General features: G+C 65.1%; 11 protein-coding genes. 2 read left to right on the top strand and 9 right to left on the bottom strand.

The genetic code is table 11. The features are described 5' to 3' along the window. Positions 1–10 precede the first annotated feature (10 nt). From AC1DQ3_RS08115 to AC1DQ3_RS08125, 3 genes are read right to left on the bottom strand one after another with little or no spacing between them, the layout of a single operon-like run. On the bottom strand, positions 11–1,210 hold the full coding sequence (locus AC1DQ3_RS08115) for an acyl-CoA dehydrogenase family protein (RefSeq protein ID WP_477119662.1): 1,200 nt from the start codon (positions 1,208–1,210) through the stop codon (positions 11–13). 59 nt (positions 1,211–1,269) lie between these two features. Beyond that, a complete protein-coding gene (locus AC1DQ3_RS08120; protein ID WP_477119663.1) occupies positions 1,270–2,232 on the bottom strand; it encodes a bifunctional OB-fold nucleic acid binding domain-containing protein/MaoC family dehydratase in 963 nt (320 codons plus the stop codon). Continuing rightward, positions 2,232–3,446 carry a thiolase family protein gene (locus AC1DQ3_RS08125; protein ID WP_477119664.1) on the bottom strand — a complete coding sequence of 405 codons (1,215 nt, stop codon included), beginning with the start codon at positions 3,444–3,446 and terminating at the stop codon, positions 2,232–2,234. The genes AC1DQ3_RS08120 and AC1DQ3_RS08125 overlap by 1 nt, the downstream gene beginning before the upstream one ends. Before the next feature lie 313 nt (positions 3,447–3,759). On the opposite strand from AC1DQ3_RS08125, the gene AC1DQ3_RS08130 reads away from it, so the two are divergent. Beyond that, entirely contained in the window at positions 3,760–4,770 is a 1,011-nt protein-coding gene (locus tag AC1DQ3_RS08130; protein WP_477119665.1) for a WD40/YVTN/BNR-like repeat-containing protein, read from the top strand. Beyond that, entirely contained in the window at positions 4,767–7,166 is a 2,400-nt protein-coding gene (locus tag AC1DQ3_RS08135; RefSeq protein WP_477119666.1) for an efflux RND transporter permease subunit, read from the top strand. The genes AC1DQ3_RS08130 and AC1DQ3_RS08135 overlap by 4 nt, the downstream gene beginning before the upstream one ends. Before the next feature lie 95 nt (positions 7,167–7,261). Here the strand turns inward: AC1DQ3_RS08135 and AC1DQ3_RS08140 are convergent, their stop codons facing one another. The 6 genes from AC1DQ3_RS08140 to AC1DQ3_RS08165 all read right to left on the bottom strand — a co-directional run bounded on the left by AC1DQ3_RS08140 (position 7,262) and on the right by AC1DQ3_RS08165 (position 13,981). Next, on the bottom strand, positions 7,262–8,494 hold the full coding sequence (locus tag AC1DQ3_RS08140; RefSeq protein ID WP_477119667.1) for a type II toxin-antitoxin system HipA family toxin: 1,233 nt from the start codon (positions 8,492–8,494) through the stop codon (positions 7,262–7,264). A gap of 3 nt (positions 8,495–8,497) precedes the next feature. Beyond that, positions 8,498–8,800 (bottom strand): helix-turn-helix domain-containing protein, encoded by a 303-nt coding sequence (locus AC1DQ3_RS08145; RefSeq protein WP_477119668.1) that lies wholly within the window; start codon positions 8,798–8,800, stop codon positions 8,498–8,500. A 1,088-nt stretch (positions 8,801–9,888) separates the two neighbouring features. Then, positions 9,889–10,386, bottom strand: coding sequence for a PIN domain-containing protein (locus AC1DQ3_RS08150; protein ID WP_477119669.1), 498 nt, complete (start codon positions 10,384–10,386; stop codon positions 9,889–9,891). Then, positions 10,383–10,715 carry a UPF0175 family protein gene (locus AC1DQ3_RS08155; protein ID WP_477119670.1) on the bottom strand — a complete coding sequence of 111 codons (333 nt, stop codon included), beginning with the start codon at positions 10,713–10,715 and terminating at the stop codon, positions 10,383–10,385. Before AC1DQ3_RS08155 ends, AC1DQ3_RS08150 begins: the two co-directional genes overlap by 4 nt. A 253-nt stretch (positions 10,716–10,968) precedes the next feature. Beyond that, positions 10,969–12,576, bottom strand: coding sequence for a DUF1302 domain-containing protein (locus tag AC1DQ3_RS08160; protein ID WP_477119671.1), 1,608 nt, complete (start codon positions 12,574–12,576; stop codon positions 10,969–10,971). Positions 12,577–12,598: 22 nt separating this feature from the next. Further along, positions 12,599–13,981: a DUF1329 domain-containing protein gene (locus tag AC1DQ3_RS08165; protein WP_477119672.1), complete on the bottom strand. Its 1,383-nt coding sequence runs from the start codon at positions 13,979–13,981 to the stop codon at positions 12,599–12,601. Positions 13,982–14,096 lie beyond the last annotated feature (115 nt).

Raw genomic sequence — 14,096 nt, forward strand, 5'->3', positions numbered from 1 at the left:
GGATCTTGGGTCAGAGCTGGAACATCATTCTGGCGACAATGCCTCGCTGTACCTCGCTGGTGCCGCCGTAAATGGTGGCGGCACGCCGGAAGAACATCTCGGCGGCAATGCCCCCGGCCATGGCCTCCATCGGCAGCGCCTCTGCGGTCGTGGTGCCCGCCGTGGCCGGCGCGTAGGCCACGGCACCATGGTCCCCCAGGGCCTCGACCGCCAGCTCGCTCATTTTCTGCTGCAACTCGGTGCCACGGATCTTCAGGATCGAGCCCATCGCATGCGCGGCCAGGCTGTGGTCCTCCTCCATCGCCGCGACGCGTTGCCCGAGCATGGATAACGCGCGCAGCTCCGCCTCGTGGCGGGCCAGCCGCAGTGCGAAAGCATGATGTTGCGCCAGCGAGCCGCTCCCTACGCGCTGCGCGTAGCCCAGTTCGCGCAGCTGCCGCTGCAGCCGCAGCAAGGTGGGCAGGTCGGCATTGGCGGCGTGCTCATTGTTGAGCAGGAATTTGGTGATCTTCCAGCCCTCGCCCTCGGCGCCGACGAGGTTGTCCACCGGCACGCGCACTTCGTCGAAGAAGACCTCGTTCAGGTGATGGCAGCCGTCGATGCTGACGATGGGCCGTACCGTGATGCCGGGGGTCTTCATGTCCACCAGCAGGAAACTGATGCCCGCCTGCTTCCTGCCCGTGGAGCCAGTGCGCACCAGCAGGAAGATCCAGTCCGCGTGGTGGGCATGGCTGGTCCATATCTTCTGGCCGTTGACGACATAGTGCGCCCCCTCGCGCACTGCCTGGGTGCGCAGCGCCGCCAGGTCGGAGCCTGCCCCTGGTTCGGAGAAGCCCTGGCACCAGAGGCGCTCGCCGGCGAGGATCGGGCGCACATGCTCGGCCCGCTGGGCGGGCGTGGCGAAGTGGTTCAGCACCGGGCCCAGCAGCTTGAGCGCGAACACGTCCTGCGCGGGCGCTCCGGCCGCGGTGCACTCCTCGTCGAACACCATGCGCTGCGGCACGCTCCAGCCGGTGCCGCCATGCTCCGCGGCCCAGTACGGTGCGCCCCAGCCGTGGGCATCGAGAGTGCGCTGCCATTGCCTCAGGTCGGCAGGTGCTGCGCGCACGCTCTCCCGGTGGTTCACCAGTCGGGCGGGAAGCTGCTCGTGCAGGAAGGTACGAACTTCCTCACGGAAGGCGTCCAGGCTGGCATCGGGTTGGAAATCCATCAAAAGGCTCCCTTGACTACACCGTGGCGACGGTGCCGCCGTGCCGGGCGGCGGCGCGGCTACATGTAAAGCACGACCAGGTCGTTGATCACCGACGGGCGATCCTGGCCGACGACATGGATATTGAATTCCATCGTCATCTGCACGCCGCTCTTGACTGCCTCCACCGCCTTGACCCGATAGCGTGCATGGATATGGCAGCCCGCTGGCACCGGCGTCGGGAAGCGCAGCCGGTCGGAGCCATAGTTCACCATGGTGTTGCAGCCGGCGATTTCATAATCCATTGGCACCTTGAGCCGGCTCATCAATACCTGCACGAGCGCGCCATGGGCGATGGTGGTGCCGAACGGGCTCTCCGCGCGCGCGCGCACGGGGTCGGTATGCAGCCAGTAGTCGTCGCCGCTGAGTTCGGCGAACTGGTCGATCAGCGACTGCGTGACCGGGATGCTGTTGGACCAGCCGGAGAACGCCTCCGAGACCAGTGCGCGCATCGCGTCCAGGTCCTTGCAGGAGATCTGGCGCCGCGGCGCGGAAGGGGCCTGCGCGGGCGGCTCCGGTGCTTCCGGCTGCACCGCCGCCGTGAGCACCGCGGGATGGTCCGAGTCGGCGCCGGTGTAGCGCAGCAGCGTTACCTCGCCCGGCCGCTCGTCGAACACCGGACGCACCCGCATGCCGATGCGGATCTGTGCCTCGTCGAGCCCGACCAGGGTCGTGTTCAGATGCACCCCCTCGTCGAGTTCCACCACCGCCAGCCGTTGCGGCATCTCGTCGGTGAATTCCGGCAAGGTCGGGATCCGTGCCACGGTACAGGTGTACAGCGTGCCTTCGCCGGACACCTGGCGCCAGGCCAGCCGTTGGGAGGCGCAGTGCGGGCAGTGCGCGCGCGGAAAAAACACCCAGTGCCCGCAGTCCTCGCAGCACTGCAGCTTGACCTGGTGTGCCTTCAGCCCATCCCAGAACGGTGCGGAAATCGGTGTCGGCTGCGGTAGTGGCTTGTTCCAGTTCATCATCACTTTCATCATTACGCTCCCCTCAGGATCAAGGCGCCCTGTTCGCTCATCACGCCGCCGGTGCCGGAGACATAGGCCAGGTCATGCCGCTGCAACTGGCGCTCGCCGGCCCGGCCCTGGACCTGGTGCAGGGCTTCGATCACCTGTGTCATGCCGCCGGCAGAGCCGGTCTGGCCGAAACTGAGCTGGCCGCCGTGGGTATTCATCGGGAAATCGCCGCGGAAGGTGAAGTCGTGCTCGCGCAGGAAGCGCATGCCCTGCCCCTTCTCGCAAAAGCCCGCATCCTCGAGCGTGAGCAGCACGGTAATGGTGTAGCAATCGTAGATCTGCGCCATATGCATGTCCGTGGGACGCAGGCCGGCCATGGCGAAGGCCTTGCGCGAGGCCGGGCCGATCGGGGTGGCCAGCATGTCGCGCGCATAGGTGGGCGACTTGGTCTGCACATGCTCGCCGCAGCCGATCACCTGCACTGCGCGGTGCCGGCAACTGCGCGCGCGGTCGGCGCGAGTCACGATGACCGCCGCGCCGCCCGCCACCGGCATCACGATTTCCAGCACGTGCAGCGGGTCCGCGACCATGCGCGAGTTCAGCACATCGTCGATCGTGAGCGGCTGGCCGTGGAACATGGCCTGCGGGTTGTGGCAGGCATTGAAGCGCTGCGCGACGGCGATGCCCGCCATGGCCCCGGCGTCGTAGCCATGCACCGCGGCATAGCGCTGCGCGATCATGGCGTAGCCGGTGTTTTGCGCCATATGGCCGTAGGGCAGGTCCATCTCGGCTTCGGGGGCGCCAAAACGCGTGCTGTGGCCACCGTAGCGAGAGGCCCGCATCACTTCGCGGGCATGATCGTCACTGGCCCCTTCCGGCGCCAGGCGCGCCGGAATCACGCACAGCACGCTCTCGCACAAGCCGAGTTCGATCGCCGCGGCGGCACGCCAGACCATGCCCACCGAACTGGCTCCGCCGAGATCCACCACCTCGGCAAAATTCAGGCGCACGCCGAGATACTCGCCCACCATGGCCGGCACGAAGCTGCCCGCCTCGTGGAAGTGCGGTCCGGTCACCACTAGGCCGTCGATCTCTTCCAATGCCATGCCGGCATCGGCCAACGCCATGCCGGCGAGTTCCGCGACCTGCTGCAGGTGGAACATGCGCGGCGCGGTCGCGTACTTTTCCGGCTTGTACTGCGCCGCGCCAACCAGCGCGGCTTCGCCTCTCAATCCCATCTCCGTATCTCCTCGGCCTGGTTCGTCGGCCTTGTTCACCGGCCTTGTTCGCCGGCCTTGTCTCCCGGCATCGCTGCACCCGGGACGCAACCCATGGAACCCCCGGCAAATGGTACAGGGTAATCCCTGCCCTGCAGCCCCCTACCGGTGCCGCCCTGCCGTTCGCGGCGACCCGATGGCTGCAGGTTATCCCGTGCCCACGGTCGCCGCATAACCCTTTCGGACGATGTTCTCGCGCGCCAGTCGGAAAGAATGCGATCAAGACAATGTGAGCGAAGGCCTCCGGCCGCAGCTCGACAGAAGGAGACAGACAATGCGAATACTGGTCGGCCTGGCCGTGACGGCCGTGACAGCAGCCGCCGCGGCTTATGCCTTTTCACCGCGCGGCACGCCGCCGCTGCAACCCAGCCGCATCGCGGTGGAACGCATGCACATCAATACGCTGGCGCGTTCGGCCGAGGGACTGGTGGCTGGCGGCGAGGCGGGCCACCTCCTCTACTCCGCCGACCAGGGCGCGCACTGGCGCGACGCCGGCATGCCGGCCCAACGCCATGCGTTGATCACGCAGGTCGTCTTCGCCGGCAACCGCACCGGCATCGCCGTCGGGCACGAAGGCTGGATCCTGCGCAGCGAGGATGGCGGCGCCACCTGGCAGGAGGCGGCATTCGACGCCGACGGCGGGGAGCCGCTGATGAGCGTGGCGCGCCTGCCCGCCGGCCAATGGCTGGCGGTCGGGGCCTTCGGCCGCGTGATGCGTTCCGACGACGACGGCCGTCACTGGCGCAAGGTATCGCTGCCCGGTGTGGAAGACCGCCACCTTAACCGCATCGTCGGCGCCCCCGACGGGCGCCACTGGCTGATCGTCGGCGAGCGCGGGCTGGTGCTGCGCTCCGACGATGGCGCAGAGACCTGGCGCACGACGCCGCCTTTCTATGACGGTTCCTTCTATGGCGCGGTTGCGCTCGACCACGACGGCTGGCTGGTCTATGGCATGCGCGGCCATGTCTACCGCAGCACCGCGGATGGTGGCAGCGCCGGCCAGTGGACGGAGGTGCCGCTGCCGGCAAGGGCTTCGCTGTTCGGCAGTGCCCGCACGCCTGAGGGACACCTGCTGCTGGCCGGCCAGAACGGCATGGTGTTCGACAGCGCGGACGATGGCCAGCACTTCACCGTGGCCCGCGGCGGCGCCCGCGCCACCTTCACCGACCTGCTGCGCACCCCTGGCGGCTGGCTGCTCGCCAGCGACATCGGCCTGACGCAGAAATCCGCGCAGTTCGTCAATACCGCCGGCGCCGGCCGGCCTGCTTCCGGAGCCTCTCAATGAGCCTTGACCTCTCCACCAAGCCGCGTACCCGCCTGGAGCGCCTGATCGCCGCCTGCGCCCAGGGGCTGATCCGCTGGCGCATGCCGATCGGGCTGCTGCTGCTCGCCCTGACCCTGGCGCTCGGCTATGCGGCCACCCGCACCCGCTTCGACGCCGGGTTCAACAAGCTGATCCCGCTGCGGCATGCGTACATGAGCGCGTTCCTCAAGCACAGCGATAGTTTCTCCGGCGCCAACCGGGTGCTGGTCAATGTCCGCTGGAAGGGCAAGGGCGACATCTACAACGCCGAATTCCTCCGGGTCCTGCATGCCGTCACCGACGAAGTCTTCTTCACGCCCGGGGTCAACCGTGCCCAGGTTTATTCGCTGTTTACGCCCAACGTCAAATACGTCGAGGTGACCGAGAACGGGTTTGTCGGCGAGGTGGTCATTCCCTCGCGCTTCACCGCCGACGCCAACGGGCTTGCGCAGGTGCGCAGCAATATCGGCAAGTCCGGCCAGATCGGCAACCTGGTGTCGAACGACCTGAAAGCCGCCATGGTGCGGGCCGACCTGCTGGAAGTCGATCCGCAGACCGGCAACAAGCTTGACTATGGCGCGGTGGCGCGCAGGCTGGACGAGATCCGTGCGCGCTTCGCCAGCCCTGATATCGAGATCAATATCGTCGGCTTTGCCAAGGTGGTCGGGGATGTGATGCAGGGCATGACCACGGTGATGACCTTCTTCCTGATCGCGTTCGGCGTGACCGCCCTGATGCTGTGGGGCTATTCGCGCTCGCTGCGCCTGACCGTGGTGGCGCTGCTGGTGGCGCTGCTGCCCGTAGTGTGGCTGCTTGGCATCCTGTCGTTGCTGGGCTACGGCATCGATCCCATGTCGGTGCTGGTGCCGTTCCTGATCTTCTCGATTGGCGTCTCGCATGCGGTGCAGATGACCAATGCCTGGAAGCGGGATGTGGCCGCCGGCATGACGCCGCAGCAGGCCGCCGGGCAGGCCTTCCGCAAGCTGGCGATTCCCGGCACGCTGGCGTTGCTCACCAATGCGCTGGGTTTCATGGTGATCATGCTGATCGATATCCCGATCGTGCATGAACTCGGGATGACTGCCTGCCTTGGCGTGATGCTGATGATCGTCACCAACAAGGTGATGCTGCCGATCGCGCTTTCGCTGGTGTCCCGCAAGGCCGCGGCGTCCGGCCGCCCGCCGGCGGCGCAGGCGGCGCGGACCGGGAAATGGTGGAAGCTCTCGGCGCTCGCCGAGCCCGGTGCCGGGCTTGTCACCATCGCGGTCGCGCTCGGACTGCTGGCGGCAGGCGTGCATTTCTCACGCCACCTGCAAACCGGCGATATCGGCGCCGGCGCGCCGGAGCTGCGCGCGGATTCGCGCTACAACCGCGACAATGCCCAGATCGCCAGCCAGTACTCGATCGGCATGGACACGCTCTCGGTCTACGCGGAGACCAGCAATCTCGACGAGGCCTGCCTGAACTGGCCGGTGATGAACGCGGTCGAGCGCTTCGACCTGTTCATGCGCGGCGTGGATGGCGTGCGCTCGGTCGCGACCGTTGCCGGGCTGGCCAGGCGGGCGGTGGCGGGCAATAACGAGGGCAACCCGCGCTGGGGCGGCCTGCCTCGCTCCGAGGCGGCGCTGCGCACCGGCGCCCATGCCGCCAACCCGGACCTGGGCCTCAATGACGAGGGCTGCGCCACGCTCAACCTGGTGGTCTTCCTGAAGGATCACCAGGGCGCCACGCTCAAGCACGTGGTCAGCGAAGTGCAGCGCTTTATTGCCCAGGAGCATACGCCCAACGTCACCTTCCGCCTCGGCGGCGGCAACGGCGGCGTGGCAGCGGCGACCAACGAAGCCGTCGAGCATGCCGAGATCCAGATGCTGGCCTCCATCTTCGGCGCCATTTCGCTGCTGTGCCTGCTGACTTTCCGCTCCTGGAAGGCGGTGCTCTGCATCATCGTGCCGCTGACCGTCGTGTCCATCCTCTGCAATGCGCTGATGGCACTGCTCGGCATCGGCCTGAAGGTGGCCACCCTCCCGGTGATCGCGCTTGGCGTCGGGGTGGGCGTCGACTACGGCATCTACCTCTATGAGCGGCTGCAGCATGAAATCGAACACAATGGCGCGAACCTGCGCGAGGCGTTCTTCGAAGCCATGCGCCAGCGCGGCACCGCCGCGGTGTTTACGGCGCTGACCATGTCGATCGGGGTCGGCACCTGGGCGCTGTCGGCACTCAAGTTCCAGGCGGATATGGGTGTGCTGCTGGCGTTCATGTTCCTGGTCAATGTGCTGGGAGCGATCTTCCTGCTGCCCGCCCTGGCCTGCTGGCTGGATGTGCGCGCGAAACGCGAGGTGCGTTTGCCGGAGGCCGTGCCGTCCGGGTTGCGCTGACAACATCGCGGGAACCTCGCCGGCGTTCTTCGGACGCCGGCGAGGCTTTGTCTTATCGGAAACAGCAGAATAGGGCAGGCAACGAAGCTAGCGGCTTACGCCTGCGTGCCGACCAGCTTGCGCGAGTGCGCGACCTTCGCGCCGATGCGGCTCCAGGTCGAGAGCTTGATCGGCATGCTCTGCGCGGCGTGCGGGAAATATTCCGCAGCCTCGCACACCTGGTCGAGGACCGCCACGGCTTCGTCCTTTTTAAGACCGGCCTTCGACGCCAGATCGATCAGGTGCGATCGCTCGATTCGCAGTGCTTCGCCGCAGACGTCCATCTGGTGGTAGCCGTCCGGCCCCTCGTTGAACGTGAGGTCGTATCCCGGCGCGACACACCACCTGCCATCGCGACGCATCAGGAACGACAGGTTTTTCGAGTGGTCGTCCCGGTTGTGGAAGACCACGTTGAACACGCAGCGCCGGTACATGTCGAGGACTTCGCGCTCGTCGGCCGTCAGGAAACGCGTGAGCCTGAGCACGGACAGGTAGTCGAGTGCCGGGTGCCGGAAGTCGGCTTGCGCCAGACCGGAAACCGTATGCACCGGGACGCGCATGCCGTCTTCGCGGTCGAAGCGTTCGATGCCGAACGCGGTCAGGTCCTTGGCGAGGGCGAAGAAGTGCGTCGCCGGCATCGGGATGCCGGCCCGCCGGGCCATGTCCGCATAGACGTGTTCGATCGCGCAGACCTCCGGGTCCTCGTTCTGCCCGGGGAACTTGACGAGCCACGGCGTGCCCGGTCCATCTTCCGCTCGCGAGGCGATGCCGCTGGTCCGATCGAGGTTCACGCGGACCTTCGGGCGGGCGCCTTGCGGGGAGCCGCCCATCAGCGCGAGGTCGCGCAGCATGTCCTCGCCGTCGCCGGACAGGACGCTGCGCACGCTGTTGGCGACCTGGAGCAGATCGACGTCGCGTTTCTCAAGCGCCTGCGGGGACGGCGGCTCGAATGCCAGCGCGCCCATCGCATGCTCCCCGATGAAGGCGAGCCGGTCGAGCGGCGAAACGGTGGCGATATCGATGCCGTTTTTGCGAAAGAGCCGGTCCATCATCAACAGGCCCCAGCCGTCCGGCAGCGCGTCGCTCACGAGGCCCGGCAGGCGTTGCTGGTGCTGCGGAAAATCGCGATACGCCTCGCGGGAGAGCTGGAGGTTGTAGGGCGACAGTTCGAGCCCGCGGGCCAGTGCCTCCGGGGTGTACTGAAACAGCAGATCGCGTCCGTCGTCGGCCAGCTGCGCCAGCGGGAAGCGTTCGCCCCAGCCGGCGTACATCACGGTAAGCCTCTTCATGCATCATCCTTTTTTGCGGCCGGCGCGGCGGCGCAAGTGGCTGGCGGCTTCCATCTGTTCGATACTGGCCGGGCGGGTGACGAACACCGGCTCGAGCTGCTGGATGACCCCCAGAGTGGTGGCCACGCGCAGCAGGACCTCGACGGTAACGAGCCCGGTCCGCTCGAGATTGCGCAGCGCGCCAAGCGAAACACCGGCCCGCGCGGCCGTCTCCGACTGTGACTGATTGAGGGACAGACGACGTGTCCGCAGGCGCTGTCCGAGTTCGCCCGCGACTTCCTGGGGGGTTGCCAGCTTAAAGAGCATTTAAATAGCTGTTATGTTAGAAAATATATGATAACTGTCATTATAGTGGCTGGTATCTGAAAATCAAAAGGCGCCGCGCACTCCCTGCCGCCCGGCGCCTGCAGGTTTTCCTTGCGCTCTGTAGGGAATTGGAATCAGCTGGACTACGTGCGCTTTTGCTGGACTAGAAATCCGGCATTGGCTGGATTGCCTTGCAGCCCGATGGGGGCGCGGCTGCTCCAGAGGTATGGTCCAGAAGCCCCGGACAGCGCACGACCGCTGTCGGCCAGGAAGCGACGTTCGCCCGGCCTCGACAAATGGCTGAAACTCGCCTTTCGGCCTTTCGGTCAATTTGCTATTGGATATGGCCTAAGGACATCCGTGTATAACCATCCGCTGTGCCTTGTGAATCGTGACGTCGAGCCCTCCTACGTCAAGTCCATCTCTGACTGGAAGAACGAGTATGCGACGGAATGCGGGCCTTGCATCAGGAAGTCGGACTGCGGTGGTTTCTTCTCGTCCGGCATTCAACATGGCTACAGCAAATCCATCCAACCTTTCCTCAGCCTGAGTGGTCCTCCACGATACTGACCTAGTGCGCGACAAACCCAGACATGCACGTCCTGGCAGCGGGAATCCTTCAAAGGCTTTGTGGGACCCTAGGTCGACGAGTTACCGTAACGCACGAAAATTCTACTAACGACGCAGGCATAGCCAGATCATCTGGTCGATTCACGATTCTAGCTCCGGGACGGGCCTTGTTTTCACAACTTGCCGAAGGGCGCGAACGACCGCTTCGGCACAATGTTCAGTCTTTTGCCCCGGAGCGCCCGAAGGGCGCAGAAGGGACGGTCACCGCCCTTCGCCCTCCGGCGCCGGTGTCAGCGCCGTGGCCTGGGCTTCCGCCAGGGTGGCCTCGCTAGCGCTTGCGCGGCCCGACGCAGCATGAGTTCGATCCACGGCCCTGAACGAAGATGTCGCCTTTGTTGTGCCCGTCGATGTTCGAAGTGAATTTGGCTCGCTAACATTGGCAGGGTCAATGTCAACGCAATGGGCATTCCCGATTCGGGCTTTGAGGCGCGATTTCGGCAATTTGTCCGTCTGAGAATTTAGCTTGGTTCCCCCGCGAGCTTCATAGCCTGGGCAAAGAGCGCCTGGGAAATGCGGTATCCGTTCGCCTGCATCCGATCCAGCGCCGGAGCGATGCGCTCAATCTTGCCGATGCGCTTGGCTTGCAGCAGCACACCCAACACGCCGAATAACTGCACTCCCTGGCGGGCAGCGGTCTGGCGGCCACGGCGTTCATCTATCAACACGCCGCACCCCAGCGCGTGCGCCAAGCTCAGCGCCTGCGCTTCGCCTTCGTCGAGGTAACTGGCTGTTGCGGCGTAGATGGCATCATTGCGATTGGGATGCACCTGTGCATGGGTCTGCACGAAGGCAACGATATCGGTGGCGCCTCGACGCGACCGATCCGTCGTGGTTTCGTCCAACACTGCCTGCGGGACATGAATGGCATCGAAAACGGCAACGAGCAGTTCCAGATGGCCACAACCGGCCAGCGCGATCAGCGGCCCGGAATCGGAAACGACGACGGGCCGACTCATTGCGCCGCATCGAAGGCGGCGAGTTCCTGCACCAGCTCAGCGGGATCGTAATCTACAACGGCGATGCCTTGTGCGCTTAGATGCGCCAGAAACTGCGGCAGACTCATCCGTGCCAGTTTGGCCGCGCGCGCGCAGGTGATATCGCCGCTCTTGAACAGGTTGACGGCCAGCGCCGTGTGGACGCCCATCTGCAACAGCTCGTCTGTGAAGGGCACGCTGACGAACAGCGGTTGCCCGTGGCGGGTGACGAGCGCAAGCCGCCCCTCCTCAGCCTCGCGACTGAGGTCACCGGAGCGTTCGCGCAGTTCGCGGATGGTGAAGGTTTGCATGGCGGCCACCAAAATTGTACCCCGATATTGGGGCACAAAATTCAGCTCGCGTCAAGCCAATTGCTGGGGCGCCAGCCCAGTGCAGCCACCCGGCATGCTCGCGCCCAGCTCCCCAGGTAGTGCAGCATGCCGCACCCATTTAAGTCATGACCGCACAGTGACGGCGCGGTCCACTAAAAAAATCCGGCAATGTACCTTCGAGCGAAAGCTCGAAGGTACATTGCCGGCAGCAGGAACCGTCCAGGCCCTTCCGTCAGAACGCGTACTTCATCGTCAACGAGATCTGGTCCCGGTCCGTCAGCAACCGCTGATGCACCAGATCCAGCGACGGAGACCCGAAGAAGCCCAGATACGTCAGCCCGATCTGGAAGTTGCTGCGGTAGGTGAAGTTGGCGCCGATACTGAAGCGCTTGTCACCCTGCCCGCCCACGCCCCCGGTTAGCGTGCGTCCCGCAATCTGCTGGGCATAAGAGATGGGTACGCTCATGTCCCAGTCGCCGAACAAGCCAGGGTAGCCCAGGATCAGCGTCGCGGATGCGGCCACGCCGTTGTTGGTGAAGCTGAGCTGGTTGCTGGCCGGGAAGAAGGCGGCGGCGCTGCCGAGCGCATCGACACCAGGCGCCTTGCGCGCATCGACGTTCGCCACGTTGACCCAGGCCACCTCGGCGAGGAACGTGGTCTGGTCGGACAACGGCGTGCGCCCGAGGTTGGCGAAGGTGTTGAGGTTGAGCTGGGCAACGTTGGCGCGGGTCGGGTTGGCGATGGTGGCGCCCGTGGCGGGATTCACCACGGTGTTGACCAGCGCCGGCGCGCCTTGCTTGTACGAGAACTCCCCCGCCATGGTCAGCGGGCCGAAGGTGGTGCTGAACGTGGCGCCAGTCAGCTTGATGTTGTCGAAATAGCGGATCTGGTAGGTCCCGCCCGGCGCAAAGGCATTGATCTCCGGGATGGGCGTACGGTCCTGGTAGTTCAGGTAGTACAGCCCCAGCTCGGTCTCGTTGGTGATGCGATAGCGCGTGCCCACGCCCCACTGCTGCGCGTTGGGCGGACGGATATCGCCCAGGCGCGAGCCGAACGAGCATTTGCCGTTGATGTAGGGCGACAGGCAGACGCCGCCCGGGCCGACGCCGTCTGAGCTGTTCAGATAGGAGCCCGGAGCCGGTGCCAGGGTCTCGTGGAAATTGAACTGGTAATGCGCCAGCACAGACCATTTCGGTGTCAGCTGCAACGTGCCGGAGATCTGGTCCTCGGGCAGCAGCTGGTCCTTGGTCTCGGTGCCCGGGATGCCGGTCTTGGTGCCATCCGCCGGCCCCTGTGCCAGCGAGATGCTGGGAAAGAACAGGGCCTCGCCCCAGCTCACCACGTGCTGCCCGAGGCGAACCGTGGCGCGGCTTGAATCGCCCACGTCGAATGACGTATAGCCATACAGGTCGAGCAGCCGCGTATACCCGCCATGGTAATAACGCGCGTCGCCGGTGAACGAGTCGACCGAACCTGCCTTGTTGACCGGGCCCGGATTGTCGTTGCCGCGGTGGTAGACATTGTCGTAGAAGGTGCTGCCGGAAAACACCAGGCCACTGTCCCCCTTGCTCAGTGCCGTTTCAAGCAGCGCGCTGACCCGGTTCGCGGTCAGCGCGCCCTTCCTGAAGTTATTGTCCCCGTCATTGGCGCCGGCGTTCTTTGCCCCCGTCAGCAGGCCGGACTGCCCTTCCACACGCGCACCCACCGTGTAGGTGGTGCTCAGGCGCCAGTCGAGCTTGACCCCGTTGTCAAACTCAATGGAATCGCCGGCATAGGCCGGACTCGCCAGGGCAAATCCGGCTACCGTAGCGGCAGCACCGGCTATCAGCCGTTCTTTCATGGTTTCCTCCTCCCCGGAAGGCTCAGTTGCCGATGGATCGCAGCGCTTCCGGCGTGAACATGCTTGCCGTCAGGTCACCCTTGTTCAGGATCGGACCCAGCGGTGCCTCCTGGAACAGGTTGTACGCAAGGTAGGAGCCGGAATTGAGATCGTGGTAGAACGACGAACCTGCCTGCCACGCCTTCATGTCATAGGCGTAGTAGTAGTTGATCAGTCCGAACTGCCAGAGCTGGCCGCGGGTATCGTAGAAGTCCGACATCACTGCCTGCCAGGTGTCCTCGTCCAGGAACAGCACGCGCCGGCCGTAGACATGGCGGAAGCCTTCCTTGAGCTTGCCTTCCACCACCCAGACCCGGCGCAGCTCATAGCGCATGTAATCGGGGTTTTCGTGGCCGGGCTTGACCAGGTCCGCATACTTCACCTCATTGCCGTGGATCTTGTAGGCGTTGGCCGGGATGTACATCTCGCGCTTGCCAATCAGCTTGAACGTGTAGCGCTCCGGCGAGCCGTTGAAGAGGCGGTCGGAATCGATCGTCATCTTGCCGCTGGTGCCAGCGGTCGGCTGGTCGAAGCCATACTCAGGCAGTTGCCGCACGCGGCGGGTGCCCGGGTCATACGACCAGGCCAGGCGCTTGTTGTGCGCGAAATTGAGCGGTTCGGCCGAATTGGCGATCGCGCCCTTGTCGCGCTCTGGCTTGAGCGTGCGATTCTGGCTGTAGGCCATGATCCCTTCCAGCGGCTGGCCGCGCTGCGCCGGATCGTTGGTCATGTCCAGGTTCATGTTGAGCGCACGGCCCCAGGTGATCTTGCCATCCGGGTTCACGTTGGCGGTATCGCGCGTGACCTTCTCGGTCCAGGCGCGTGCGGGCAGCAGGTTGTTCATCAGCGCTTCCTGCCCGCTCTTCGGGATGGGGAACGGGACCGCGCCCTTGCTCCCCTTGACCGCCATGCCGTCGTCGATCAGCTCGGCTTCGAGCGCATTCTTGCGTGCGATGGCGCAGATCGAGTCGTCGTAGCGGAAGTCGCGATGCCCCGGATAGACCGGCATGCGGAAGGTCTTGGGGTACTTCGCGAACATGGCCTTCTGTCCGTCCGACAGTTGGTCGGCGTACTGCGTCAGGTTCTCGGCGGTGATCACGAACAGCGGTTTCTCGCTGGCATAGGGATCGACCGGATGCTGGCCCGTGCCGTTCTGGTAGCTGATGCCCGGCGGCGTGCCCAGCCACTTGCCGGTGAACTCGGGGATGGTGCCCGCTTTGTTGCCGGCCTTCTCCGCACCCACGCAGGTCAGCTCCTTGCCAAGCTTTTCAACTTCGGCGGGCGGCGCCTTGGCCACCACGTGGCCTGACATCGTGATCAACAGGGCCGCCATGGCCAGCGGGGTGTGCAACATCGTACGACGCATCACAGTCTCCTTGCGGTTACGCACTAATTGGATTCGATCGCTGCCGCTTGCGCGCACGCCGTCATCCGTGCGGCGTCGACGAGTACATCAGCGATGCCTGCATTGTTGGTCGAGG

This window comes from Cupriavidus sp. 01T418, from assembly GCF_056398885.1.

What these genes read in the sequence shown, in the direction of transcription:
- AC1DQ3_RS08115 (WP_477119662.1), bottom strand. Translation starts at nt 1,210, where the DNA reads ATGGATTTCCAACCCGATGCCAGCCTGGACGCCTTCCGTGAGGAAGTT.
- AC1DQ3_RS08120 (WP_477119663.1), bottom strand. Translation starts at nt 2,232, where the DNA reads ATGATGAAAGTGATGATGAACTGGAACAAGCCACTACCGCAGCCGACA.
- AC1DQ3_RS08125 (WP_477119664.1), bottom strand. Translation starts at nt 3,446, where the DNA reads ATGGGATTGAGAGGCGAAGCCGCGCTGGTTGGCGCGGCGCAGTACAAG.
- AC1DQ3_RS08130 (WP_477119665.1), top strand. Translation starts at nt 3,760, where the DNA reads ATGCGAATACTGGTCGGCCTGGCCGTGACGGCCGTGACAGCAGCCGCC.
- AC1DQ3_RS08135 (WP_477119666.1), top strand. Translation starts at nt 4,767, where the DNA reads ATGAGCCTTGACCTCTCCACCAAGCCGCGTACCCGCCTGGAGCGCCTG.
- AC1DQ3_RS08140 (WP_477119667.1), bottom strand. Translation starts at nt 8,494, where the DNA reads ATGAAGAGGCTTACCGTGATGTACGCCGGCTGGGGCGAACGCTTCCCG.
- AC1DQ3_RS08145 (WP_477119668.1), bottom strand. Translation starts at nt 8,800, where the DNA reads ATGCTCTTTAAGCTGGCAACCCCCCAGGAAGTCGCGGGCGAACTCGGA.
- AC1DQ3_RS08150 (WP_477119669.1), bottom strand. Translation starts at nt 10,386, where the DNA reads ATGAGTCGGCCCGTCGTCGTTTCCGATTCCGGGCCGCTGATCGCGCTG.
- AC1DQ3_RS08155 (WP_477119670.1), bottom strand. Translation starts at nt 10,715, where the DNA reads ATGCAAACCTTCACCATCCGCGAACTGCGCGAACGCTCCGGTGACCTC.
- AC1DQ3_RS08160 (WP_477119671.1), bottom strand. Translation starts at nt 12,576, where the DNA reads ATGAAAGAACGGCTGATAGCCGGTGCTGCCGCTACGGTAGCCGGATTT.
- AC1DQ3_RS08165 (WP_477119672.1), bottom strand. Translation starts at nt 13,981, where the DNA reads ATGCGTCGTACGATGTTGCACACCCCGCTGGCCATGGCGGCCCTGTTG.